The following is a 24,750-nucleotide window of genomic DNA, read 5'->3' on the forward strand; positions in this document are numbered from 1 at the left end:
GATCGTGACGCTCCCTTGATCAGCTCTTGATTCCCGTGAGTGTGACGCCCTCAATGAAGTACCGCTGGAGGAAGAAGAACAACGCGATGATCGGCGCGATGACCACCGCCGAGGCCGCCATCAGGTAACCCCACTGCGCGGTATAGACGCTCTGGAACGAGGCGAGACCGAGTGCCAAGGTGTACTTGCTCTCGTCGCTCAGGTAGAGCAGCGGTCCGAGGAAGTCGTTCCAGACGCCGATGAAGGTGAAGATCGTGACCACCACGAGCGCGGGCTTCGACAGCGGCATGATGACCAGCCAGAAGACCCGCCATGGCGACGCGCCATCGATGTAGGCAGCCTCGTCGAGTTCGAACGGAATCGTGAGGAAGAACTGCCGTAGCAGGAAGACGTTGAAGACGCCTCCACCCGCGCCGGCGAACCACGCCGGCACGGTGAGGGGGACGAACGTGTCGAGGGCGCCCAGCGAACGCCACATCACGAACGTCGGGATCAGGGTGACCGCGTACGGCAGCATCACGCTGGTGAGGAGCAGGGCGAACACGACGTTACGGCCGCGCCAGCGTAGCCGGGCGAAACTGAACGCCGCGACCGAGCAGGTGAGAACGGTTCCTGTGACGACGACCAGCTCAATGATCATCGTGTTGACGAAGTAGCGGAAGAACGGCTGAGCGGTGAGGGCGCCGCTGAAGTTCGCCCATTCGAAGGGATTCGGGATCCACTCCGGCGGGGCGATGAAGATCTGGTTGTCGTTCATGAGAGCACTACGGGCCAGCCACACGAACGGCAGCATGGTCGGTACCGCCCCGATGGTGAGCGCCACGTAGAGCAGCACCCGGCCCGGTCTCCACCGCCGCCCGCCGCCGCTGGTGTGGGGCGTCTTCGTGGACGCGGCCGGCGCGGTGCTGGTCATTGTCGTCATCGCGCACCTGCCATCTCGTAGTAGACCCAGCGACGTGCGTTCTGGAAGAGCAGGAAGGTGACCAGCATGATCACCATGAAGAGCACCCACGCCAGAGCGCTCGCATATCCCATCGCGCTTTCGGTGAATGCCGTGCGGTACAGGTAGTAGATGTAGAAGAGGGAGGCGTTGTTGGGGCCGCCCTGCGTCATGACGTACGCCTGGTTGAAGACCTGGAAGGTCCCGATCACGCCGGTGACGAGGTTGTAGAAGATCGTCGGCGTCATCATCGGCAGCGTCACGTGGCGGAACCTCTGCCACGCGCCACCGCCGTCGATGGAGACCGCCTCATAGAGATGGCGCGGCACCCCCTGGAGCCCGGCCAGGAAGATCACCATGGCATTGCCGAACCCCCACGTGCTCATGATGATCAGCGAGGGCACCACCGCCTCCTCGCTGTAGAGCCATTGCGAGGTGGGCAGGCCGGCCTGCCGGAGCAGCGAGTTGAGCAGGCCGAAATCGGGGTTGAAGATCCAGATCCACAGCACCGCACTCGCGACCGCCGGCACCAGCGTCGGCAGATAGTAGATCGTCCGCCACAGACTCAGGCCGCGTACCCGCTGGTTCAACAGCAGTGCGAGCGCGAAGCCGATGATGAGGCCGAGCGGCACGGCCCCCACCGTGTAGTAGGCCGTGACGCTGAGAGACTTCCAGAACAGCTCGTCCTTGACCATCGTCCGGTAGTTGTCCAGCCCGATGAAGGACGGCCGACCACCGATCGTCCAGTCAGTCAGGCTGAAGAAGAACGACGCGATCATCGGACCGATGGTGAAGATCAGGAAGCCGAGGATGGCCGGCATCGCCAGGATGATCCCCCAGCGGCTCTCCAGACGGCCTTGTCCTGACAGGCGGGACTTCTTCGCGGCCACGCTCATGCCTCCGGATGTCAGAGCTTCTGTGTCGGGTACCAGCCCTGGAGCAGGGCGTCGATCTTCGGTGTCAGCGCCGTCAAGATCTCCTTGGCGGGTTGCTTGCCGGTCTCGATCTGCTGGAGCGCGGGCGTCAGGACGTTGCCGATCTTGTCCATGTTCTTCAGGCGTTGCCCGAACGCCGTGGTCGCGTGGTTGACGGTGTAGTCGACCACGGCGGTTTTGTACTCCGGCGGGTGGACGTCGTTCTTGATCCAGGAGTCGACGGCCGCCGGATCGGTGTAGTACTTCATCTCCAGCGGCATCCAGAGGCCGTTCTTGAAGAGTTCGACGTACTTCGGGTCGTTGTGGAAGAGGAAGAGCTCGACCGCCTCCTCCGGATGTTTCGAGCCCGAGAAGACCACTGACGCGCCGCCGAGCTGGGTGGTCGAGGGTTCCTGGTAGCTCGGGAGAACCCCGATCCCGAAGTCGATCTTGCTCTGCGACATGTCGAGCAACATCCACTGGCCATCGATCGCCATCGCGATCCGCTTGGTCTGGAGCTGGACGTTCGTCGCCGGGGCGTTGTTGCCGAGCTGGACGGGCGTCGGCGCGACGTGGTGTTTGTACATCAGGTCCTGGAGGTTCTGGAAGACCGTCACCGCCTCCGGCGTGTCCAGCAGACACTTCTTGCCCGCCTCGTCCACGACGTCGACACCGTTGCTCCGCAGGAAACACTCCCAGGCCGGTGCGTACTGAATGCTGGTCGAGACACCGAACTGCCTGATGCGCTTGGGATCAAAGCCCGACTCGTCGGGACGCTTGCCGTTCTGGTCGAGGGTGAGCTTGTTGGCCGTCTCGACGAACGTGTCCCATGACCAGGCCTTCGACGCATCCGCGGGCGGCAGGTCGACGCCGGCATCCTTGAAAGCCGGCTTGCTGTGCCACAGCAGCATGACCTCGTTGGCGGTCTGGGTCCCGAACGTCTTGTCCTTGCCGTGCCAGAAGTACGTGCCAGGCAGGCGCTTGGCCAACTCGGGGTACTTGTCGAAGTACGGGAAGAGGTTGACCAGCTTCCCCTGCTCCGCCAGGCGGTAGCCCATCGAACCACCCATGTATCCGACATCGGGCGGGCGGTTACCGGCGACGAGCGTGTTGACCTTGGTTTCGTAGTCGTTCGGAGTGTAGAGCGGCTTGACCGACGCGCCCTTGTTCTTCTGCTCGAACTGCTTGAGCATCGCGTTGATCGCCTTCTGCTCGAAGGTCGAGCCCCAGTACATGAACTGCAGATCAACGCTCTCGCCGCTTCCCCCGCCGTCACTATCGGAATTGCAGGCGGCCAGCCCTGGAACGGCGGCAACCCCCGCCGCCAGACCACCAAGCCGCAGTAGGTCGCGCCGGCTCCAGCCGTTCCGCGGCCCCGTGATCATTCGCGGGCTCATGGGCGAACTCCTTATGAGCGGTGTCGGCCCAGGGACAATCCCTGGAACCTCTGAAGAAGTCAGAGCTCCTGGGAGGGATACCAGCCCTGGAGCAGCGGCTCGATCTTCGGCTTCAACGCGTCGAGGACTTCCTTGGCTTTGTGCTTGCCCGTCTGGATCTGCTGGATCGCGGGGGTGAGTACCTCGCCGATCGCGTCAGTGTTCTTCAGCCGCTGATCGAACATCGGGACGGAGTTGTTCAGTGTGTAGTCGACGACCGCGGTCCGGAACTCCGGCGGGTGTGCGGCGTTCTTGGTCCACGAATCAATCGCCGCCTGGTCCTCGTAGTACTTCTTCTCCAGCGGCATCCACAGGCCGCTCTTGTAGAGATCCACATAGCGTGGATCGTTGTGGAACATGTAGAGCTCCACCGTCTTGTCGTCATGATCGCCGGTGAAGGCCGCGGTCGCCGCGGCGAAGCCGATGGTGGTGGGCTCCTGATAGCTCGGGAGCACTCCGATGCCGTAGTCGAGATTGCTTTCGGCCATGTCCAGCAGGACCCACTGACCGTCGATGGCCATCGCGATCCGTTTGGTCTGCAGCTGCACGGTAGTGGTCGGCGCGTTGTTACCCGTTTGCGCCGGCGTCGGTGAGACCCGGTGTTCGTACATCAGGTCCTGGAGGTTCTGGAACACCTCCACGGCCTCCGGGCTGTTGAGGAGGAACTTCGTACCCGTCTCGTCAACGAAGTCGCCGCCGTTACTGCGAACCAGCGGATACCAGCCGTAGCTGTTGAAGTTGGCGGCGAGGCCGAACTGCCGGATCTGCTTGGTGTTGAATCCCGACTCGCTCGGTCGCCGGCCGTCCTGATCGAAGGTCAACCTCTCGGCGGTCTCGACCAGCGTGTCCCACGACCACGCCTTCGAGGCCTCCGCCGGTGGATGGTCAACCCCGGCCTCCTGGAACGTTTTCTTGTTGTACCACAGGAGGATGACCTCGTTGGCCGTCTGAGTGCCGAGCAACTTGTCCTTGCCGTACCAGTAGTAGGTGTACGGCAGTCGACTGGCGAGCTCTGGGTGCTTCTTGAGGTAGGGGTAGAAGTTGACCAGTTTCCCCTGCTCCGCAAGGCGGTACGCTGTGCCCGCGCCGAGGTACGCCACGTCGGGCACCCGCTTGCTGGCCACGAGGGTGTTGAGCCGGGTGTCGTACTCCTGCGGTGTGTACAGCGGTTTGACCGACGCGTCCTTCTGGCGGCTGTTGAACTCGTCGAGCATCTTCTGGATCGCCTTCTGTTCAAAGGACGATCCCCAGTACATGAACTGCAGGTTGGCCTTGCCACCGCCGCCGGACTCCTCGCCCGCGCAGGCGGCGAGCGCTGGTCCGGCCGCGACACCGAACGCCGTGAGGCCGCCGAGCCGGAGCAGGTCACGCCTGCTCCAGCCGGTCGAGCCACTCAGCGAGTGCCGGATCACGACCCGTTCTCCAGGTGGAGCGGAGTCCAGACGCGCATCGCGCTTCCGTCGCGGTTGTCCCACTGGAAGTACGGGACGGCGGTGGCAGTGGTGGGCGTCACCGTCACCAGCTCCTCGGGACGCTTGGTGGAGTACGGAAGGCCGTCGCTGGGTTGGGAGACGACGAACGCCGACGCCTCGATCGCGACCGTCCGCCCCACACCGGGGAGCTCGGTGTCCTTTACCCGCAAGGCCGCATCGGGCGCGAGGGCGAGGTCGCCCACGTCCGCACCTTCAGCTTGGTCCACCTGTTCGAAACAGTAGACCAGAGGTCCACGTTCCACCGCCGTGGAGCCGCGTACGGCGTCGATGCTCTGGTGCGGGAACACCAGGCGAGGCGTCATGTCCAGCTCGATGGTCATCGTGTCACCCGGTTGCCAGGCCCGGCGCAGGGAGAGATAGCCGCGCTCGCCCGGCGTCGCGGCGACCGGCTCGCCGTTCACGGTCACCGTGGCGGATTCGCTCCAGGAGGGTACGCGGATCGCCAGCGTCCATTCCGATCCGGGGCCACGGTCGACGGTGAGGTTGATCGCACCCGCCCAGGGATAGTCGGTCTCCACGGACAGTGCGACCTCGCCCGCCGGCAGGTCAGCCCTGATCGTCCCGGGAGCGAACTGATGGACTGCGAGTTCGTCGTCCGACGTACTCGCGACATAGTGCCCGAGCGACGAGACCAGTCGCATGATGTTGGGCGGGCAGCAGGCGCAGGAGAACCACTCGTGCCGGCGTCCCGGGTCATCCCCTTCGATGTGGTCGAAGCGGCGCTGCAACGGGTTGACGTAGAAGAACTTCGTCCCGTCGGTGGACGTCGATGCGGCGAAACCGTTGTAGAGAGTACGTTCGATGAGATCGGCGTAGCGGCGCTGGCCGGTGGCGAGGAGCAGTCGCCAGCTCCAGTGAATACTGGCAATCGCCGCGCAGGTCTCGGTATAGGCCCGGTCCGGGGGGAGCTCGTAACGGTCGCCGAATGCCTCGTGCGAGTGCCTCGACCCCACTCCACCGGTGAGATAGGTCTTGGAAGCGACCATGTCCTCCCAGCGGCGTACCGACCACTCCAGCAAGGATTCGTCACCGGTCTCGAGATAGACGTCGACGATCCCGGCCTCGAGATAGAGCGCGCGCACCGCGTGGCCGACGTGCGTGTCCACCTCGCGTACCGGCAGGTGGTCCTGCAGGTAGTGCGCACCCATACCGCTGTTGGCGATGTGGCCCTTGCCGCGCTCGTTGATCAGCTTCTCCGCCAGGCGCAGGTAGCTCTCCTCGCCGGTCAGGCGGTAAAGCTCGACCAGGGCGGTCTCGATCTCGGGGTGGCCATCGATACCCGAGTTTCCCTCGTGCAGGAACACCTTGACAAGGTGGTCGGCGAAGCGGCGCGCGACCTCCAGGAGCTTCGGCGCGCCACCGACCCGGGCGCTGGCGACAGCCGCCTGGATGAGATGGCCCGCGCAGTACATCTCGTGGCTGTACTCGAGTTCGGCGTACTGCTGGTCTGGCTTGACGAACTGGTAATAGGAATTGAGGTAGCCGTCCTCGCGCTGCGCGCGGCTCAGGAGTTCGGCCGACTCCCGGATGAACTCATGCAGGTCCTTGTCGGACTCGCGCCCGGTCTCCCAGGCCACCGCCTCCAGCTGCTTGTACAGGTCAGAGTCCATGAACCGCGGCCCGCGGAACTCACCGGTGGCCTCGCCCGCGGCGAGCCGCAGATTGTCGAGGTTGCCGGCCTTGCGGAGTTGCTTGATTCCCAACGGGATGCTGACCGCACGGTTGACGGACTGCCAGCGCCCCCAGGGGCCACCGTCAATGCGTACGTCGTCCAGACCAAGGCCGCGGTGGGTCACCCGACTCGTCGCTGTCGGGACAACTGGACCAACCGGCCGACCGCCTGCCGTTGCGCTCATCGGGCTCCTTCGTGATCGCGACAACCTCGGCTCACGACGCACCACACGGTCGTCGGTAACCAGGCGAGCCACCCGCGAGGAGGGCCTGGTCACCCGGCCGAGACGCCAGACAGGAATAGGTTTTCCTTAATCGCTGGTCACGCTAGGACCGCCGCGCCGGGCGGGTCAAGGGGGAGTCATTGTCCGGCATTGGTCGTCTTCGTACCCTCGTTACACTGCTGACACAGCACCGCGCTGGCGAGCAGAAGGAAAACAGGTTGTCCGACACCATCACGCCAGGGACCCGCGCCGCCACGATCCGCGACGTGGCGGCCCTCGCCGGAGTCTCGATCGGTACGGCGTCCAAGGCCCTCAACGGTCGCGGCAAACTCCGGCCCGAAACTCGTGAGCGGGTCGCGGCGGCCGCTCGGCAACTCGGATTCCAACCCAACACCCTGGCCCGTGGACTGCTACGTGGCCGCACCTTCACGGTGGGCCTGGTCACCTCCGACAGCTTCGGCCGGTTCAGCATCCCGGTGATGCTCGGTGCGGAGGACGCCCTCGGCGCCGGTCAGATCTCGGTCTTCATGTGCGACACGCGCGACGACCCCATCCGGGAACGCCACCAGGTGCAAACACTGCTTGCCCGGCGCGTGGACGGCATTCTTGTGACCGGCCGGCGTACCGAACCACGGCCGAGTATCGGCACCGACCTTCCGGTTCCTGTGGTGTACGCGATGACGCAGTCCGCCGACCCGAATGATTTCTCGGTTATTCCTGACGATATTGGCGGCGGCGAGCTTGCGGTACGCCATCTGCTTGCCACCGGTCGCACGCGCATCGGCCATATCACCGGGCCGCAACGTTTCCTTGCGGCTCGCCAGCGCGCGGATGGCATGGCCAAGGTCCTCGACGATGCGGGGCTTCAGGCCGCGGGCGGTGCGGCGTTCTTCGGTGAATGGAGCGAGGAGTGGGGACGCCAGGGAGCCGACATTCTTCTGCGCACGCAACCTGACGTTGACGCGATATTCTGCGGCGCCGACCAGATCGCCCGCGGTGTTGCCGAAACGCTACGCGAACGCGGCCGGCGAATTCCTGACGACGTGGCTGTGATCGGATTCGACAACTGGGAAGCGATGGCGCTGGGTTCCCGGCCGCCACTCACCACGGTTGACATGAACCTCCACAAGGTCGGCCGGGTGGCCGCCGATCACCTGCTGGCGGCGATCGGTGGCCAGCCAATCGGCGGCGGGGTCGAGGAGGTGGAGTGTGAACTCGTCCTGCGCGAGTCGACCGGGCCGATCAGCCAGCCGCTGACTCCAGATCCGAACGACTGAACAGCCCTCGCAGAGTGATCCCGTCGGCGGCGAGTGCCTCGGCACCACCTTGCTGGCGGTCGATGACGCACAGCGCGTGGTCGATGTGCGCGCCGAGCTCACGCAACTGCCGCGTGGAGATCGCGATCTGCCCGCCCGTGGTCACGACATCCTCGATCACCAGGACTCGCCGACCGGCGATCTCGGCGCCTTCGGCCAACCGTTCTGTGCCATAGGTCTTGGCCGCCTTGCGGACGAACGCACACGGTAGGCCGGCGTGGCGCGCCAAGGCGACCGCGACGGGAATACCGCCAAGCTCCATCCCCGCCAGCACCTCGGTGTCCTGCGGGACCAACGACACCAACTGCTCGGCGATCCTGTCCAGGAGTAACGGATCGGCTTCGAATTGGTACTTGTCGAAGTACTCGTCAGCGATCAGGCCGGAACGCAGGACGAACGTGCCGGTCAGATGGCAACGGTCATGGACTTGACGAGCCAGGTCGAGAACGCTCACACGCGCAAGCATGTCAGGCGGGGAATGATCACGTATACGTGGTCATTGCATGCCTCACATGGCGTCGACACCACGTAAGGCTGGTAATGACCACGTAAACGTGATCATTCGCGAGGCTCAAGCTTGGCCGATGATTGATTGCGAACTAATCGGTCGAGTGTGGACATAATGTCCACACCTCCGGCGCAGCGCGGGCTCGTTCCAGGCATCGTCCAAGCTTGGTCACGATCTGTAGGTTCCTGAGCTACCGACAGCACAGCGACTAGTGTCGAGTTCAGCCCAGCTCCACTCGAGAACTGGAGGTCGCTGTGGTCGCCCGGCATCAGGTGATCTTCGATACCGATATCGGCTCGGATGTTGACGACGCGCTCGCGCTCGCGATGCTGTTCGGCTCTCCCGAGGTCGACCTGCTGGGGGTCACGACGGTGTACGGCGACACCGCCGTCCGCGCGCGGATCGCCCGCCGGCTGGCCCGCCTCGCCGGGCGTAACGGGCTCGCGGTCGTGCCAGGTGCCGAGCAGACGCTGTCGGGCGAGCAGGTCTGGTGGGCGGGCTTCGAGGGGCGGCTCTACGGCGACCTCGAGGGCGAAGCGATCATGGACGGCACCTCGGCCGCGAGGTTCCTCGTCGACACCACCGCGGCCCGTCCCGGAGAGGTGGACGTGGTGGCGGTCGGCCCGCTGACCAACATCGCCGAGGCGATTCGCGCCGACGCTGGATTCGCGCGCGCCGTACGCCGCCTCTACGTCATGGGCGGGAGGTTCGACCGGCCCGACGCCGAGCACAACTTCAAGAGCGATGCCGTCGCCACCGCCGAGGTGTTCCGGTCGGGTATCCCCGTCACCGTGGTGGGCCTCGAGATCACCACCCTCGCGCGCATCGAACCCGACCACCTCACCCGCATCGGAGCCGCCGGCGCCCTGGGTCGCCAACTCGAGGCGGAGGTACGTCAGTGGTGGGGTTACACGGGTACGCCGTGGAACCACCCGCACGATCCGCTGGCCGTGCTGGCGATGGTACGCCCCGACCTGGTGGGTACCCGCCCGGCGCAGATCCGCATCGACCTCAACGGCGAACACCCCGGCGTCAGCACGGCCACCGACGATCCCGAGAGCACGAGCTATGTCGTCAACGCTCTCGACATCGCGGCGGCCGTGGACGAGACGGTCAGCAGGATCGAGGCCGCGGGCCACAGCGGCCCGTCCTAGGAGCCTGTTCAGGCTCCTAGGACGTCGCGAGCCGGTGGTCCGCCACTCACCTCTCCTCGGTGAACGCGGCCGCGGCACCGGCGGGTAGGCGGTAACGGTACGTCGTACTCCCCCACGTGACGTCGAAGGCCGCGGCAGCCCGGCCGGCGTTGTAGACCACGTCCACTCGGGTCCCATCCGGAAGGGTCGCGGACTTGCGCTGAAGACCCTCGCCGCTGGTCCCGGCCACGTCCAGCGTCCGCCCAGCCTCCGTCCGGATCGCCGCGGTCGCCGGCGCCGTCGCAGTCACCGCCGTCAGCACGTTCACCTCATGGATCGACCACCAACTGCCGGAACTCCCGGTATTGACCACCCTGACGTAGCGCGCCTCGACCGTGGGGAACATGACCCGCAGGTCGGTCCGCCCGCCACCCCTCGCGATCGCCTGGCCCCAGGACATGCCGTCGTTCGACACGTAGACCTCGTATCCCCGCACGAAGTCTCCAGGGCTGCCCGCCGTGTTGAGGTGGAGCTCGCTGAACGCCTTGGTGGATCCAAGGTCGATCTGGAACCAGTCGCCCGGCGTCATGCCGTGTCCGGTGCTCCAGCGGGTGGCCGGATCACCGTCGATCGCCTTACCTGGTGGGTCTTCCGGGCTACTGGCCGATGCCGAGACCGACCAACCGGAGCGGTCAAGGGGCGTCGCCGGCGCCGGAGGCTCAAGGCTTGCGCCAGTGGGAAGTGAGTAGCCGAGCCAGGCGTCGCCGATTCGTGCCTGATCCTGCAACCCAGTCAGGCCGGCGTCGTAGCTCACCGTGGCCCTGCTCCCGTCGGGGTTGTCGAAATGCAGATCCACCGACCCGATCGCCGCGTCGTCAACCTTGCCTTGCTGCGGACCCGACCAGGTGAACGTCGCCGCGGCGCCAGCGGCAAGCGTGTAGGCGAACCAACGCTGACCCCACCGCACCTGGAAGGTCCGCCGTGAATCCCCGGAGTTGTGCGCGAGGAGGACCTTCGACCCGTCAGGGTTGACGAACGCCACGTCTTCGATGCTGCCCTTGCCGAGAGTGCTGGACGCGATCCGGCGAGCGCCCGGTCGGACGAACTTGCTCGCATGCCCCAGGGCGTAATAGTCCACCGTCTTCGAATATCCCCAACGGCCCTTCGCGTCCTGCGCGACCGTGATCACGCCCCGGCAGGTGAGGCAACCACCGTTGGTGGGGCCGTTCTTGTCGTCCAACGCGATGTTCCACCGGACCACGGCCTTCGCCCAGTCTCGGGACGCGTTGATCACCAACCCGATCGCCCCCGCGAAACCTTCCTGCTCTCCGCCTTCCCATTCACCACCCGAACATTCGGTGTGGTACGCCGGTTTGTTCGGGTAGTTGTTGTGCGAAACGGACTGTGCGCGTACGTCTCCGCCGTAGCAGTGCCACGCGGTTCCTGCCACGTACGGCTCGACGGACCTGTCGGCGTAGAGGCTTTCGGGGTAACTCAGCACGTCCCAGTTGTGGTCGTAGCCCAGGATCCGCGTCGACAGCCCGCGTTCACGCAGGGTCGGTCCGACGTGGTCCCTGATCAGATCGCGTGCCTGCTCAGCGCTGAGGCTCATGCCGGGATAACCGGAGGGTACGTACAACGGTTCGTTGTTGAGGGAGATGTAGCTCACCGGAAGCCCTTCGGCCGCGTACGCCTTGAGGAACTTCGCGAAGTAGAGAGCGAACGGTTGGTACGCAGCTGCTTTGAGCGTTCCGCCGATCATGGAGTCGCTCGTCTTCATCCAACCAGGCGGGCTCCACGGCGACGCCATGAGGGTGAGCCGGGGATTCAACGCCCGGGCCTTCTTCAGCACGGGTATGGCATACGCCTTGTCGTGCTCGATCGAGAAGCGGGCCAGCGTGGGATCGGTCCCACCCGGCGGGAGATCGTCATAGGAATAGTTGCCCTCGACGGCGAAGTCGCTCGCTCCCATGGGTTGGCGGAGGAAACTGAGACCGATGCCATCTCGGGCACTGAAGAGGTCGCGCAGGGCACGGTCGCGTTGTTGTGGGTCGAGCCGGGTGCCCACCAGCCAGGCCGAGGAGTCCGTGAACGACGCACCGAACCCCTCCATCCGTTGGTACTTCCGCGTCTCGTCAACCGCGACTGTCGCACCGGCGGGCATCCCGTCCCTACGCCAGGCAAGATCGGGTTGACGGGCGAGGTACGCCTTGCCCGCAAGGTCGGTCAGCCAGACCCCAACCGAGCCGGAAGGAGACCCGCCGACCGGACCTCGCCGATCGGACACGTCCCTGCCATCGGCCGCCTGGGCCGGGGTGAGCGAAACCGCCGCCAGCATGGCACCCAGGAGGATGCCGCACAGTGTGACTCCGACCCCGCTCGGGCTTCGCCCGCGCGGGCCCACCCCCGCAGTGTGATTCCGGCCCCGCTCGGGCTTCGCCCGTGCAGGCCCACCCCCACCCCGCAGTTGTCGAAGCATCGGACCGGCCCCCTTCCTTTTGGGCGGAAAGTAGGCTCGCGCACCTGCGCGGTCAATGCTCCGCGGTGCCGGGCGGCCAGATCGGCCATCCTCAGCGTTCCGGCTCGGGGCTGAGTCCGGCTTCCTGCGCGAGGATGGCGGCCTGCACACGTGATCGCAGCTCGAGCTTGGCGAGCACCCGCGAGACGTGCGTCTTGACGGTTGTCTCGCTGATGAACAACCGTGCCGCGATCTGCTGGTTGGACAAGCCTTCGCCCAGACACGCGAGTACGTCGGTCTCGCGCTCGGTCAGCTGGTCGAGCGCCGCGGACCGGCGTACCTGCTGGGGCGCGCTGGCGGCGAAGGTCGCCATCAACCTGCGGGTCACGCCGGGCGCGAGGACGCCATCCCCGGCCGCCACCAGCCGGATCGCCTCAACGAGGCGGGGCGCCTCCACCGACTTCAGCAAGAAGCCGGCCGCACCAGCGCGCAGCGTTGCGTACACATAGTCGTCGAGGTCGAACGTCGTCAGGACCAGAACCTCGCACACCTGATCGCGTACCAGCTCACGGGTGGCCTCGATTCCATCCGTCCCCGGCATCCGGATATCCATCAGGACCACCGCGGGCTTCAGAGCGCGGGCCATCTGGACCGCCGTTGCGCCGTCGGCGGCCTCGCCCACCACTTCGATACCGTCAGCGCCCTTGAGGATGAGGACCAGCCCCGCACGGATCGCAGCATGGTCGTCGGCCACCAGAACCTTGATGCTCACGCCCTCATCCTCCCGTCGGCAGACCCTTTGTCGGCAGGACCGCCCGCACCCGCCACGTGCCGGCGTGGGGACCTGCCAAGAGCGTGCCACCCACCGTCTCCGCGCGCTCCCGCATGCTCACCAGGCCGGTGCCACCCTGATCACCCTGGCCGGCCGGCACCCGGTCTGGGCGTTCGTTGGTCACCTCGATGACCAGCTGCCCAGCCGCGTGGTCGAGGGAGACCGCGACGCTCGCGCCGGCGCCATGTTTGACGGCATTCGTGAGCGCTTCCTGCACGATCCGGTACGCCGCCAGGTCAACGGCGGCCGGCAAGGTCTCTCCCACACCGTCCAACGCTTCGCCCTCGATCTGCTGGAGGTTCGACCGGAGCTCGACCCGCAGGCCGCCGGCTCGGGCCGACTCCAGCAGGCGTTCGAGATCTCGCAGCCTGGCCGGTGCGGTGGCCGGATCGGCGTCCTCACCACCATCGGCGCGCAACATCCCGATCATGGCGCGCATCTCCGAAAGCGACTGGATGCTGTTCTCCCGCACGGACCGCACCACCGTCCGCACCGTGTCCGGGTCGCCGTCGGCCATCGACAGCAGCGCCTCTGACTGGATCGCGATGGCGGACAGGTGGCTCGCGATCACATCGTGCAGGTCGCGAGCCATCCGGGCGCGTTCGGCCGCGATCGCCCCCCGCCGGTCAAGCTCGTTGATGGTGGCCAGTTGTTCGGACCGATGGCGTTCGGCCGCCGCGAGCTCTCGATGGTTGCGGACGTTCATGGCCCACCACACCGGGATGACCGGGACCGCGGCCACCTGCCAGGCGAAGAGTAGGGCCAGCCGCCAGTCCCCGGTGCCCGCGAGGGTAACCACGATCGTGACGAGCGGGATCACGACCGCGATCGCGATCTGGATGCGGCTCAACAGGCGCGAGCCGTACAACGTGGCCGCGAAGATCAGGTCCGCCAACACGATCACGATCGGCACGCTGAGGCCGAGGTAGATATCGACCGCCAGGGCGAGCACGCCGATCATGAGGGCGAGCGGCGGCATCCTCGCGCGGAGTAGTCCGCCCGCACACGCCACGACGAGCACGCCCAGCCGCCACGCCAGCGGCACAGCGTCGCCGCGAGATGTCACGCTGGCAAACCCCGCGAAATAGATCAATCCGCCCAGGAAGAACAGGCCGCCGGCGACAAGCCGATCTCGCCACGGTGGCCGCTGCCACCAACGACCAACGGGACGTGGGAAGGACACGGGCACCATCTCAACACACGCGCGGGCTTCGATCGTCGTACGAACGCGTGATGCCGCGGCGCCCGACATCCTTCGAAAGGATGACCCGTGGTTGGTACGCCTCACTGACGCGCCGGCTCCTCCGCAGGCCGCAGGCTGGCTGCCATGAGTGGATTCCTTCAGGTCGTCGGCATCATCCTGCTGATTCCGCAGGGGCTCGTCCCGCTCGGATACCGGCTCGCCGGCCACGAGATCCAGGGGTGGCAGCTTGCCCGGTTCGCCCCAGCTGACCTTCAGATCCCGGCGAGCTGCGCGCTCGCGCTGGCCGGCGTTGCTCTCATTCTGATCGCCGCATCAGCCGGCAAGAAGCCAGCCAGCTGATCCGCGACGGACCGCTACTCCTCGCTGAGCTCACACCCATCCGTCCGGCGGGATGTCGTGATCACCGCCAAAGAACCGAAGGGAACCGTCGTGTCGACCGCGCAACGCCGTATTGACGTCCTCGATGTGCTTCGTGGACTGGCGATCCTGGGCACACTCGGAACCAACATCTGGATCTTCACCAACGTGATCGGTCCACCAGCGGTGCTCGACCTGCCACCGGTCGACTCCTTCGCCCACGCCTTCGAGGTCGGTGTCCGCTTCCTGGCGAACGGCAAGGCGCTGGCATTGCTCACCCTGCTCTTCGGTGTAGGGCTCGAGTTGCAGTATCGCTCCGCGAAACGGCGCGGGAACCCCTGGCCTGGCTGGTATCTCTGGCGGGCCGGACTGCTGTTCGTCGAAGGTCTGCTGCATTACGTCCTGGTCTTCGAGTTCGACGTCCTCATGGGGTACGCCGTGACGTCCGTCATCGTGGCGTACCTCATCGGCCGTAGCGACCGCGCCGTACGCGTGTGGATGATCACCGTCGGCTCCATCCACGTCGCCTTCGTGAGCCTGCTGACCGTGGCGTTCGCGCTGGGGCAGGGAGCCGCGAACACCGCGTTGATCGTGCCCAGCCGGCCGGATCTGTTCAGCCACGGCAGCTATCTCGAGCAGGTCGCCGACCGCCTGCGCCTGATGCCGGTATACCGCCTCGAGGCGATCTTCATCGTCCCGCTCGGGATCGTGTTGTTCCTTCTCGGATCGCGTCTGATGCGGGCCGGGGTGTTCGAGAACACCGCACAAGGCGCCCGCCTCCGTACCCGCCTCATGATCCTCGGGCTGGGCATCGCCCTGCCGCTGAACGTGTTGACCGCGTTCTCCGGCCCGACCTGGGGACTGGTCGACAGGTACATCCTGCCGCCGATCGTCGCCCTCGGCCTGCTGGGGCTCGTGACGAGGCTGGTGCTCCAGATGGGTGCGTCCCAGTCACCCGGAATCCTGCGTACCGGCCTCACCTCGGTCGGCCGGACCGCCTTGTCCTGCTATGTGTTCCAGAACCTCGCCGGCACGATCCTCTGCTATGGCTGGGGATTCGGACTTGCCGCCCGCTTCGAGGATCTCCGCCCGTGGTGGGTTCCCGCCGCCTGGCTGGGCATCAGTGCGATGTTCATGACTGGGGCCACCTGGTGGCTGCGCCGCTTCGACCGGGGACCGCTCGAGCTGGTCTGGCACTGGGCGTACCAAGCACCGCAGCGGGCGCGACAGCGGCAGCTCGTCGACGCCGCTCGATGACCGGACCTCGGACCGCCGGCGGGGCCGCACCCGCGCCGAGGAGGCCGAACCCGATCTCCTCACTCCCTTCCTGCTAAGGAGTGAGGAGATCGGGCCGAGATCAGGCCGCGGCCCGGGCGACCAGCTTGACGGTGGCCCGCGACATCACGCCGTTGACTGTCACCGCGAGGGTGACCGAATTCGGCTTCAGGGCCGTCAGGGTTCCGGTCTCCGGATCGAAGACGGCCGTGTGCCAGGGCTTCACACCCGACCGGTCGCCGATGAGGACGTTCGGCGAGCCGGACCAGACCGCCGTCATCGGATAGGTCACCGGGAAGGTCTTCGTACCCTGCGTCAACATTGCCTTGACATCGCTCGACTGCCCGACCGTGAGCTGGTCCGGTGCGTCCACGCCCAGCGCGTCCACGTGGGGTCGCACCTCGGCATCGACCCACTCCGGCGCGGCGCGCAGCGGATCCCGCCGGGCCGCGTCGGCTTCCTTGGCCGTGATCGGGTCGACACCCCACAACGACCAGCCGGTGACCCCACCCTCCTCGGGCCGAGTGGCGGGCGCCTTTCCGGAGTTGCCGTTGATGAAGTACGGAACGCCGTCGACGTGCGCGGCGTGGAAGGTCCCGACGTGCCCGCCGACGAAGACCGCACCCTTGCCGGTCTGCCGCTGGAAGTCGGACAACCAGCGCTCGATGACCGCCGCTTCCTTACGGTCGTTGAGCTCGCTCGCTTTCGCTGGCGTCGGATCGCGCAGTGGCACGTGCTGCACCAACGCGACCGAACCAATCGCGGGATCGGCCGCCGCCCGGTCGAGTTCGCGCCGGAGCGTACGCAACTGTGTCCAGTCGCTCCCCTTGAGGGACAGCCCGGAGGTGTTGAGCGTGACGAACCGCGTGCCCTTGTGGTCGAACACCCGGCTTGGCGCACCGAACACCGCCTCGAAGTTGGCGATACTGCCACCCATCACCTCGTGGTTGCCCGGCACGTAGTAGTACGGCAGCGCACCGCCCAACTCCTCGTCGAGGATCCGTTTGGCGAACGCGAAATCCTCAGGGGACGCCTCGTCCACGAAGTCACCGTTGATGAGGACGAAGTCGGGCCTGGTTGCCTTGATCTCCCGGAGCGTACGCCGCGCGTTCTTCACCAGGTCGCTGTCAGGATTCCGTGCGACGAACTGCGCGTCCGACATCACCGCGAACCTCCACGGCGCACCGTCCACGCCGCCATTCCGCACGATCAAGGGGTCGGGCGCCGCTCGTTGCGGAGGAACCTCGACCGGGGGCGGCACCAACGCGGTCAGCTGATCGATGACGATCTCGCTCTTGTACTGGCTGGCCGCGACCGTCTCGGCCGAGTAGTACCTCCTTATTTTCAACGGGTACTGCGTACCCGGCGGCACCGTGAACTCGAGCTGGCGCCAACCGGTCCAGGTGAGGTAGCCGGCCCGGAACGCCGGCAGCAGCTGGCCCGCACCGTCATAGACCTGCAGGCTCGCCCATTCACCGTGCCCGCTGGCATTGACCCACAGGCGCAGCGCCCGGGGTTGGCCCGGCACCACGATGCCGTCCGGCGACAGGGCCCCGCCCGTGCGGGTGGCCGTCGACTCGTCGAAGTTGTACGACAGCTTCAGGCCGTTGCCTTCCTTACCAGGGACGGGCGTGATGGAGCCCGTGGCACGTTCACCGAAGTAGCTCCACTGCGAGGCGTCCTCGAAGTCCGCGACGACCACCTCGTCCAGTCCGACCGTGATCGGCAGCACCGCCCGCACCTGACCAGCGCTGATGGTGACCGGCGTCGACCCGGACCCCTTCTTCGCCGTCGCCGTGAACTGTCCCGCGCTCGTGGTCACGATGTCGATGAGCTCGCGATCGTAGGAGAACGTGAGGTCCGTGGGCTCGATGGGTGCGCTGTAACCGTCGCGGTCGTACCCCACCACGCCGAAGGTCGCCTTCTCCCCGATGCCGGCAAGGGCGACTTGCTGGGTCGACGCGGCGAGCCGGGTGAGCGGCTTGAGCACGTTGAGCTCGATGGCGCCCCGCACATCTGCGGCAGACGCCGTCACCTTCGCGGTTCCGGTCGTACGGCCCCGGAACACCCCGTCACGAGTGATGGTTCCCTGCCCGGTGCTCTCCCAGGCGACCTTGCTGGCGGCGGGTCCGTACGTCTCGTCGTACCCCGTCGCGGTGAGGCGCCGGCTCAACCCGGGAAAGACCCGCTCCGGGCGCGCGGGCGCGACCGTGGACGAACCCGAAGCCCGGTTGGGATCCAGCGCGGTGTCCACCCACAACCCACGCAGAGTGCCGCTGCCCTTGGGCGCGAACAACGCCAGTCCGTTGGGATCCGCGCGTTCGCCGCCGTCGGAGGGGCGGTTCTCCACCTGGGCGGTAGCACCACCCGGCTTCCTGGCCACGATGGTGGTGGAGCCGCCGCCGTCGAGATTCAGGGCGTTGTAGGCGCCGAGTTCGACCATCATCGTGGCCAGCTCGTCCAGCCCGAGGCCGTCCGCGAACGCCGGCTGCCGACCGTCCGCGGTCAGCAGGAACATCTTCCTGCCGTCCTTGGAGAAACCAACAGCGGTACGCGGAGCGGCTGGGACGTTGTTGCCCTGGCTTGCCTTCTGGGGCACACCGTTGACAACGAGGAGTTGACGGCCGTTGATGGCGGCCCGGATCTCCTTCGAACCGGCCGACCGTGCCTTGTAGTCAATGCTCACCGGGTCACCGGGAGCAAGGCCGGCCAGGAGATCCGCCCCTGCCTCGCGCCCCACCAGGACGAAGCCGCGCGCCGGAATCTCACCCTGGCCCGCAGCGCTCCTGACGGCCGTGACCTTGCCGTCGACGACCTCGACCTCCGTCACCTTCGTCGCGCCCTGCGTCGCGCGGCACCGGCAGTACGTTCCCCACAGCGGGGTGAACGCCTCGACTGCGCCGGTGAGGAGGTTCGGCTTGTTGATGCCGGCGAGTGGGGCGGAAGCCCCACCCGGCAAGGCGATCGTTCCCTCGAAGAGCACCTCGCCGATGGACCCCAACCCGTCGGCGGAGAGCATCGCGACCGACTTGCTCCACGTCGGGCTCGGGTCCGGCGACTGGATGAGTTCGCCGCCCTTGATACCAACGCCGAGTGGCGCGTTGGAGTTGTTGATGTCGAAGAAGTCGCCGTTGACGGCCGCGACCGCGCCCACCCGGTTGGCCTGCACCGAGATCGCCTCTCCCTTGGCGACCTGTCCAGGAAAGAGGTAGTCGACGGTGGTGCCTTTGCCGAGGTCCACCGTGAGGCTGTCGGCCTGGAGCCAGGACGGCGTACCCGTGTAGCCGTCCGGGCCGTATCTGTCGAACGACCGCAACGTGACGCCGGGCGCGATCGGCCGGCTGGTTTCGTACGTCTCGAGCCGCGGCTCGACTGCGGCCGCGGCCCTCGCCAACCCGCGCGGGGCGTCGAGGGCGGCGGTCGCGCTGTCGGAGGTAGATGACTGGAGATTCCACGGGTCCTGCGTACCCGCGCGGGCCGGCACCGTGGCGCCGACCATCAACGACGTGGCGAGTCCCGCGCCGACGAGTCCGCCCAGGACGGCACGACGGCGCGGACGCGCCGGTGAACCTGCTGCTGTTGTGATCCCCACCTGGTCCTCCCCAAGGATGCCTGTAGGCACCCCGAAGTGAACCTCAGGCGGCGACTACTTTCCAGACCTTGAGGTGGACCGAAAGAAAACACCAGACGGCCTTGCGGGATCGCCGGCGACCGAGGAGCTCTTCCCTCAGAGGTCGCCCAGAAGCTCAGGCGGTCTTCGAGGCCCCGCCGTCGATCAGGTAGTCCGCGCCGCTGATGCTGGCCGCGCGCGGCGAGGCGAGGTAGACGACCAGCTCGGCGACCTCCGCCGGCTCGATCAGGCGACCGGTCGTCATGCCGGCGTTGGCCGGGAGCCGGGCCAGCAGCTCATCCATCTCCACACCCATCGCCTTCGCGAGAACCCCGCCGTAGCCGTCGGGGTTCGTCAAGAGTGGGGTGCGCGACGGGCCCGGCGAGACGGTGTTGACCCGCACTCCCTGAGGACCGAACTCCTCCGCGAGCGACTTGCTGAATGCCGTCAAGGCCGCCTTGGCAGTGGTGTAGGGCGCTGGACCCACCTGCGGCGTGCGTGCGGCGTTGGACGAGATGTTGATGATGGTCCCCCGCCGGCGGATGAGGCTCGGCAGGGCGGCCCGGCTGGCGCGTACCGCACTGAAGAAGTTCAGCTCGAAGGTCTGCCGCCACACGTCCTCGCCGAAGCTCGAGAAGCCGCCCGCCAACCCGCCGCCGGCATCGCCGCCGCCGACGTTGTTGACGAGTACGTCGATCTCGCCGAGTTCGGCGAGCGCCTGGTCGATCAGGAGGCCCGGCCCCTTGGGGGTCGACAGGTCGACCGGTACGGCGAACGCGCCGGTCTCCTTCAACTCCGCGGAAACCGTGCGCGCACCCGCCACCACCCGCATTCCCTCCGCGCTGAGCGCAGCCGCGATGGCCAGTCCGATACCCCGGCTGGCGCCCGTCACCACTGCGGTCTTACCGGTCAGTCGCATGTCCATGACTTCCTCGCCATCCCTAGAACTCGCATCACCGTAGATGCCGTAACACTAATAACTGCTACATCAATGATGCAACTAAACGCTTAGGTGGGACCGTGCAGTACCCTCGTCCGCGGGACAGGAGGCATGGATGAAGCGGCAGGAGCGCGTTCGCGGCGGCACCGGCAGGGCCTTACGGGCAGACGCCGAGCGCACCGAGCAGGCCATCCTCGAGGCGGCTGAACGCGTCCTCGGCGACAACCCCGCCGCGTCGATGGAGCAGGTCGCTGAGGCCGCCGGCGTGGCGAGGACGACCGTCCACCGCCGCTTCGCCACCCGGGACGCGCTCATCACGGCCATGACCGCCCGGGCGATCCAGCAGTTCGACGCCGCGGTCAAGGCGGCGCGTCCCGACACCGCGCCACCGCTGGTCGCTCTCTACCAAGGGACCGCGAACATCCTGCGGGTCAAGATCGGCTGGGGGTTCGCGCTGAGTCGCGCGTCGTCGACCGACACCGAGATCGCGCGGATCCAAGCCGACGTGCTCGCCACCTGCGATCGGTTGTTCCGGCGTGCGCAGGAGTCGGGAGTGCTGCGGGCCGACGCCGATCTGGCCTGGGTACGCCGGGTCTACTACGCCCTGATCCACGAAGCCGCCGCGGGCCGATCCGACGAGGACGACACCGACGCGCTCGCCACCCTCCTCGTCGACACGCTGTTGCGAGGCTTCGGCGCCGACGGCGGGCACCTCTAGCCGCTGGTACGTACGGCAGAACCCACCACCTGTCGGTGGCCGCTTCTAATGTTGCCGCCGACGGCTACCACGGCTGTCGACCCGTCTCTGTGAGAACCCTGGGGGGCTCGCATGCCTAAGACCGACACCTCACCCCGGATCATGCTGCTCGTCGGCACCACCAAGGGCGCCTTCTTCCTGTCGGCGGACGCCGAGCGCCAGGATTGGCAGCTGACCGGGCCGCATCTTGGCGGCTGGGAGATCTACAGCCTCGTTGGCGACACGCGCGCGGGGCGGCAACGGATCCTCGCCGGCACCCATCACCGTTCCGGCGGCGCGACGATCCAGATCAGCGACGACCTGGGTGCCTCGTGGCGTCCGGTCGAGGAGGGGCCGCAGTTCGCGCCACTGGGCGACTTCGACTGGGAGCGGTCGCAGTGGGTGCCCAACAAGCCCGAGGCCCAACGGGAATGGAGACTCAACCGGTTCTGGCAGCTGATTCTCGGGCACGAGAGCCAGCCGGACACGGTGTACGCCGGCTCGGAGGAGGCGGCCGTTTTCGTCAGTCACGACGCTGGCGAGCGCTGGACGGAGGTTTCCGGGCTGACCGCACACCCGACCCGGCCCGAGTGGGGACCTGGCGCGGGTGGCATGGGCCTCCACACGATCCTGATCCACCCCAACAACCCGGCACGGATGTGGGCGGCGGCATCCTCGGTCGGAGTCTTCCGCACCGACGACGGCGGCGAGACCTGGCAGACGCGCAACGCCGGGCTCAACCGCCAACCCGTGCAGGGTAAGGCGCCTGAGATCGGCTACTGCGCTCACAAGATCGTCCTCGATCCCGACGACCCGGACATCCTCTACATGCAGGACCACGGTGGGGTCAACAAGTCAGTCGACGGGGGTGACAGCTGGTTCCCGATCGAGAAGGGGCTTGGGGCCGAGGGAGACGAGCGGTTCGGATTCCCGATGGTGATCTCCCGCAATGGCGACCTCTACATCTTCCCCTTGAAGGACAGCGCACACCGGGTAGCCCGTAACGGCAGGATGCTCGTCTACCGCTCCGACGACCGGGGCGAGAGCTGGGCACCGGTGGCCGGCGACTTCTCGGCGACCGAGAGCTACGTCAACGTCCTGCGCGATGGGATGGCGATCGACGCGCTCGACCCGCACGGCCTGTATTTCGGCACCAGTTCGGGGGAACTCTTCTACTCCCTTGATCGCGGTGACAGCTGGCAGGCGATTCCCGGCCGGTTCCCGCGGATCACGTGTGTCAAGACCTGGTTGCTGCCCGCATGACGAGTGCTGCGAGCGCGGACGAGACGCCTGATGCGGTGGAGATCCGCGTCCAGGTGCCGTCCATGCTGAGGGACTGTACGGGTGATCAGACCCGGCTCACGGTTGAGGCGCGCAACCCTTGCCGAGGCGGTCGACCGGCTGCTTGCGACCTATCCCCTGCTGCGCCTCCACCTGTATGACGAGACCAACCACCTGCGACCACACGTGCTGATCTACTTCAACGACGCCAACATCGCGTGGTTCGAGCGGCTCGACCTGCCCCTCAAGGCAGGCGATCGCCTGACCATCCTGCAGAACGTCTCAGGTGGTTGAGGTGAGCACCCTGACCGTTGTTCTTCTCGTCGGGACCGCCAAGGGCGCGTTCGTCTTCACCTCTGATCTCGAACGCCGGTCCTGGCAGTGTCGAGGCCCGCTGCTGCCCGGGTGGCAGTTGTATGACCTGCTTGCCCTGCCTGGCACGCAGCGGCTGTTGGCGGCGACCAACCACCTCGCCTACGGCGCGACGGTCCGGGTGAGTGATGACTTCGGGATGACGTGGCAGCAGCAGGCACGTAGTCCCCGATACTCCCCCGGCAGCGAATGGAAGGTCCGGGAGATCTGGCGTTTCAGCCAGCCGGACGCCGCTGCTGCTCCGGACCAGGTCTACGCGGGGGTCGCCGACGCCGGCCTCTTCCTCAGCCGGGACGCGGGCGAGTCATGGGCGGAGGTGGACGGACTCCATACCCATCCAACGCGGTCGTACTGGGACCGGACCGCGGGCAGCGGGTGCCTACACAGCATCGTCGTCGACCCGGCGGACTCCGACCGCAGGTGGGTCGCGGTCTCAGGCGCCGGCGTGTTCCGCACCGACGACGCGGGCGCCAGCTGGGTGGCCAGCAACGAAGGCCTGCCACCCCCGCCACCCGATCATCCGAGCCCGGCAGTGGGGCGCCAGGTCCAGAAACTCGCCATCGACCCGCGCCCGCCCCACCCGCTCTACCTCCAGCACCACAGCGGGGTGTTCCGGTCTGCCGACGGCGCCCGCAGCTGGGAACGCATCGACGCCGGCCTGCCGACGTCATTCGGCTTCCCGATCGCCGTCGACCGTACGCGCACGGTCTGGGTCGCCCCGCTGGAAGGCCCCGACAATCGCTACATGCGGGCTGGCCGGCTCGCGCTCTACCGCTCCCCTGATGCGGGTGGTTCCTGGGTCGAGTGCCGGCAGGGTCTTCCGGACGTTCCGCACTATGTCTCGGTGTTGCGCGATGCGCTCACCACAGACGACCTTGATCCGGTGGGTGTCTACTTCGGTACGACCTCGGGCGAGCTCTATGCCTCCGCCGACGGCGGCGACACCTGGCACAACATTCCGGGAACGTTCACCCGGATCACCAGCATCCGTGCCTGCCTGCTCGACCTTCGAAGCTGACGTCATGCCAGGGTGAGAGGTCGCGCCCCTAGGTGCGCGACCTCTCACTCAGAGCTTCGCGGTCAGCACGTTGATCGGGCGCCCGGCGACGTACGCCCGGATCACCTCGACCGCCGCGGGATACCACTCGGTGTACGTCTTCCACGTCACGAACCCCAGGTGCGGGGTCAGCAGCGTACGCGGCGCCCGCAGGATCGGGTGATCGGCCGGAAGCGGTTCCTCGTCGTACACATCGAGGCCGGCACCAGCCAGCCGGCCACTCTCCAGCGCCGCGATCAGTGCATCCTGGTCGACGATCGGGCCGCGCGAGGTGTTGATGAGGTACGCCGTCGGCTTCATCAGGGCCAGCTCCCGCGCGCCGACCAGGCCGCGGCTGCGATCGCTCAACTGGAGGTGGACGCTGAGGATGTCCGAGCGCGTGAACAGCTCGTCCTCCTCCACCCGCTCGACCCCGACGTCTGCCGCCGCGTCGGCGGTGAGGTGCTGGCTCCACGCGATCACGTCCATCCCGAACGCGCGGGCCACCGGCACCATCGCCCGCCCGAGCCGGCCGAGGCCGAGCAGCCCGAGCGTGGCACCAGCCAGGTCGGTGCCAACGGTGCGTTGCCAGCCGCCGGCCCGGATCGCCGCGTCCTCCTCGGTGAGGTGGCGGACCAACCCGAGAATGAGTGCCCACGCGATCTCGATGGTGGCCGCGCCGCTGCCCGGCGTTCCACACACGACGATCCCGTGGTCGCGGGCGGCGTCGAGATCGATGGAGGCGTTGCGCATCCCGGTCGTGACGACCAACCGGAGTCGGGGCAGCCGGGCGATCAGTGAACGCCGCAAGGGCGTCCGCTCGCGCATCAGCACGAGAATGTCGAACGCCGCAAGCCGCTCGACCAGTGCGTCCTCGTCGGCGAGATGGTCGTGGAAGAACGCCACCTCGGTGCCGTCGGGGAGGTCCGCCCAGTCCGCGATGGACTGGGCGACCGCCTGGTAGTCGTCAAGGACCGCTATCCGCGCCATAGGGCTCACGCTAGGGGCAGCGCG

Annotated in this window: 20 protein-coding genes; 8 read left to right on the forward strand and 12 right to left on the reverse strand. The window is 67.0% G+C overall.

Features of this window, described 5'->3' with window-relative positions; translation table 11 throughout:
• Positions 1–19: 19 nt before the first annotated feature.
• Genes B141_RS0106870 through B141_RS0106890 form a run of 5 tightly spaced genes read right to left on the reverse strand, consistent with a single transcriptional unit; the run spans position 20 to position 6,639 of the window.
• Positions 20–922: a carbohydrate ABC transporter permease gene (locus tag B141_RS0106870; RefSeq protein ID WP_157180840.1), complete on the reverse strand. Its 903-nt coding sequence runs from the start codon at positions 920–922 to the stop codon at positions 20–22.
• Positions 919–1,836, reverse strand: coding sequence for a carbohydrate ABC transporter permease (locus B141_RS0106875; protein WP_020574420.1), 918 nt, complete (start codon positions 1,834–1,836; stop codon positions 919–921). The genes B141_RS0106870 and B141_RS0106875 overlap by 4 nt, the downstream gene beginning before the upstream one ends.
• 11 nt (positions 1,837–1,847) lie before the next feature.
• The gene (locus B141_RS0106880) at positions 1,848–3,251 is read right to left on the reverse strand and encodes an ABC transporter substrate-binding protein (RefSeq protein WP_157180841.1); all 1,404 of its coding nucleotides are present in this window, start codon (positions 3,249–3,251) and stop codon (positions 1,848–1,850) included.
• A gap of 59 nt (positions 3,252–3,310) precedes the next feature.
• Positions 3,311–4,702 carry an extracellular solute-binding protein gene (locus B141_RS39305; RefSeq protein WP_020574422.1) on the reverse strand — a complete coding sequence of 464 codons (1,392 nt, stop codon included), beginning with the start codon at positions 4,700–4,702 and terminating at the stop codon, positions 3,311–3,313.
• Positions 4,699–6,639 carry a glycoside hydrolase family 127 protein gene (locus tag B141_RS0106890; RefSeq protein WP_026256983.1) on the reverse strand — a complete coding sequence of 647 codons (1,941 nt, stop codon included), beginning with the start codon at positions 6,637–6,639 and terminating at the stop codon, positions 4,699–4,701. Before B141_RS0106890 ends, B141_RS39305 begins: the two co-directional genes overlap by 4 nt.
• Positions 6,640–6,896: 257 nt before the next feature.
• On the opposite strand from B141_RS0106890, the gene B141_RS0106895 reads away from it, so the two are divergent.
• Positions 6,897–7,955, forward strand: coding sequence for a LacI family DNA-binding transcriptional regulator (locus B141_RS0106895; protein ID WP_020574424.1), 1,059 nt, complete (start codon positions 6,897–6,899; stop codon positions 7,953–7,955).
• On the opposite strand, the gene pyrE is transcribed toward B141_RS0106895, so the two are convergent.
• The gene (pyrE, locus tag B141_RS0106900) at positions 7,921–8,448 is read right to left on the reverse strand and encodes an orotate phosphoribosyltransferase (RefSeq protein WP_026256984.1); all 528 of its coding nucleotides are present in this window, start codon (positions 8,446–8,448) and stop codon (positions 7,921–7,923) included. The genes B141_RS0106895 and pyrE overlap by 35 nt on opposite strands.
• A gap of 308 nt (positions 8,449–8,756) precedes the next feature.
• Between pyrE and B141_RS39310 the strand changes: the two genes are divergently transcribed.
• Positions 8,757–9,656 carry a nucleoside hydrolase gene (locus B141_RS39310; RefSeq protein WP_020574426.1) on the forward strand — a complete coding sequence of 300 codons (900 nt, stop codon included), beginning with the start codon at positions 8,757–8,759 and terminating at the stop codon, positions 9,654–9,656.
• A gap of 46 nt (positions 9,657–9,702) precedes the next feature.
• Here B141_RS39310 and B141_RS45365 read toward each other — a convergent pair whose 3' ends face one another.
• From B141_RS45365 to B141_RS0106920, 3 genes are all read right to left on the reverse strand, one after another.
• Positions 9,703–12,039 (reverse strand): discoidin domain-containing protein, encoded by a 2,337-nt coding sequence (locus B141_RS45365; protein ID WP_157180842.1) that lies wholly within the window; start codon positions 12,037–12,039, stop codon positions 9,703–9,705.
• A 166-nt stretch (positions 12,040–12,205) separates the two neighbouring features.
• Positions 12,206–12,865 (reverse strand): response regulator, encoded by a 660-nt coding sequence (locus B141_RS0106915; protein WP_020574428.1) that lies wholly within the window; start codon positions 12,863–12,865, stop codon positions 12,206–12,208.
• Positions 12,866–12,869: 4 nt separating this feature from the next.
• Complete coding sequence (locus B141_RS0106920; RefSeq protein ID WP_202805689.1) at positions 12,870–13,991, reverse strand: sensor histidine kinase; 1,122 nt, start codon at positions 13,989–13,991, stop codon at positions 12,870–12,872.
• Positions 13,992–14,252: 261 nt separating this feature from the next.
• On the opposite strand from B141_RS0106920, the gene B141_RS0106925 reads away from it, so the two are divergent.
• Both B141_RS0106925 and B141_RS0106930 read left to right on the forward strand, forming a co-directional pair.
• Positions 14,253–14,468, forward strand: a complete 216-nt coding sequence (locus B141_RS0106925) for a hypothetical protein (protein WP_020574430.1) — start codon at positions 14,253–14,255, stop codon at positions 14,466–14,468.
• A gap of 90 nt (positions 14,469–14,558) precedes the next feature.
• Positions 14,559–15,743 (forward strand): DUF418 domain-containing protein, encoded by a 1,185-nt coding sequence (locus B141_RS0106930; RefSeq protein ID WP_040420600.1) that lies wholly within the window; start codon positions 14,559–14,561, stop codon positions 15,741–15,743.
• A 100-nt stretch (positions 15,744–15,843) separates the two neighbouring features.
• Here B141_RS0106930 and B141_RS0106935 read toward each other — a convergent pair whose 3' ends face one another.
• Together B141_RS0106935 and B141_RS0106940 are read right to left on the reverse strand one after the other, a co-directional pair.
• Positions 15,844–19,353 carry a phosphodiester glycosidase family protein gene (locus B141_RS0106935; protein WP_020574432.1) on the reverse strand — a complete coding sequence of 1,170 codons (3,510 nt, stop codon included), beginning with the start codon at positions 19,351–19,353 and terminating at the stop codon, positions 15,844–15,846.
• A gap of 154 nt (positions 19,354–19,507) precedes the next feature.
• Positions 19,508–20,296: an SDR family NAD(P)-dependent oxidoreductase gene (locus tag B141_RS0106940; protein WP_020574433.1), complete on the reverse strand. Its 789-nt coding sequence runs from the start codon at positions 20,294–20,296 to the stop codon at positions 19,508–19,510.
• A 130-nt stretch (positions 20,297–20,426) separates the two neighbouring features.
• Here B141_RS0106940 and B141_RS0106945 point away from each other — a divergent pair, with 130 nt between their 5' ends.
• The 4 genes from B141_RS0106945 to B141_RS39325 all read left to right on the forward strand — a co-directional run bounded on the left by B141_RS0106945 (position 20,427) and on the right by B141_RS39325 (position 23,718).
• The gene (locus B141_RS0106945; RefSeq protein ID WP_020574434.1) at positions 20,427–21,029 is read left to right on the forward strand and encodes a TetR/AcrR family transcriptional regulator; all 603 of its coding nucleotides are present in this window, start codon (positions 20,427–20,429) and stop codon (positions 21,027–21,029) included.
• A 111-nt stretch (positions 21,030–21,140) separates the two neighbouring features.
• Positions 21,141–22,310 (forward strand): WD40/YVTN/BNR-like repeat-containing protein, encoded by a 1,170-nt coding sequence (locus tag B141_RS39320; protein ID WP_020574435.1) that lies wholly within the window; start codon positions 21,141–21,143, stop codon positions 22,308–22,310.
• Between the two features lie 81 nt (positions 22,311–22,391).
• Positions 22,392–22,622 (forward strand): MoaD/ThiS family protein, encoded by a 231-nt coding sequence (locus B141_RS0106955; RefSeq protein WP_020574436.1) that lies wholly within the window; start codon positions 22,392–22,394, stop codon positions 22,620–22,622.
• A 1-nt stretch (position 22,623) separates the two neighbouring features.
• Complete coding sequence (locus B141_RS39325) at positions 22,624–23,718, forward strand: WD40/YVTN/BNR-like repeat-containing protein (protein WP_051113984.1); 1,095 nt, start codon at positions 22,624–22,626, stop codon at positions 23,716–23,718.
• A 48-nt stretch (positions 23,719–23,766) separates the two neighbouring features.
• Here B141_RS39325 and B141_RS0106965 read toward each other — a convergent pair whose 3' ends face one another.
• Positions 23,767–24,726: a D-2-hydroxyacid dehydrogenase family protein gene (locus B141_RS0106965; protein ID WP_020574438.1), complete on the reverse strand. Its 960-nt coding sequence runs from the start codon at positions 24,724–24,726 to the stop codon at positions 23,767–23,769.
• Positions 24,727–24,750: the final 24 nt, after the last annotated feature.

This window comes from Actinopolymorpha alba DSM 45243, from assembly GCF_000373925.1.
GTDB lineage: Bacteria > Actinomycetota > Actinomycetes > Propionibacteriales > Actinopolymorphaceae > Actinopolymorpha > Actinopolymorpha alba.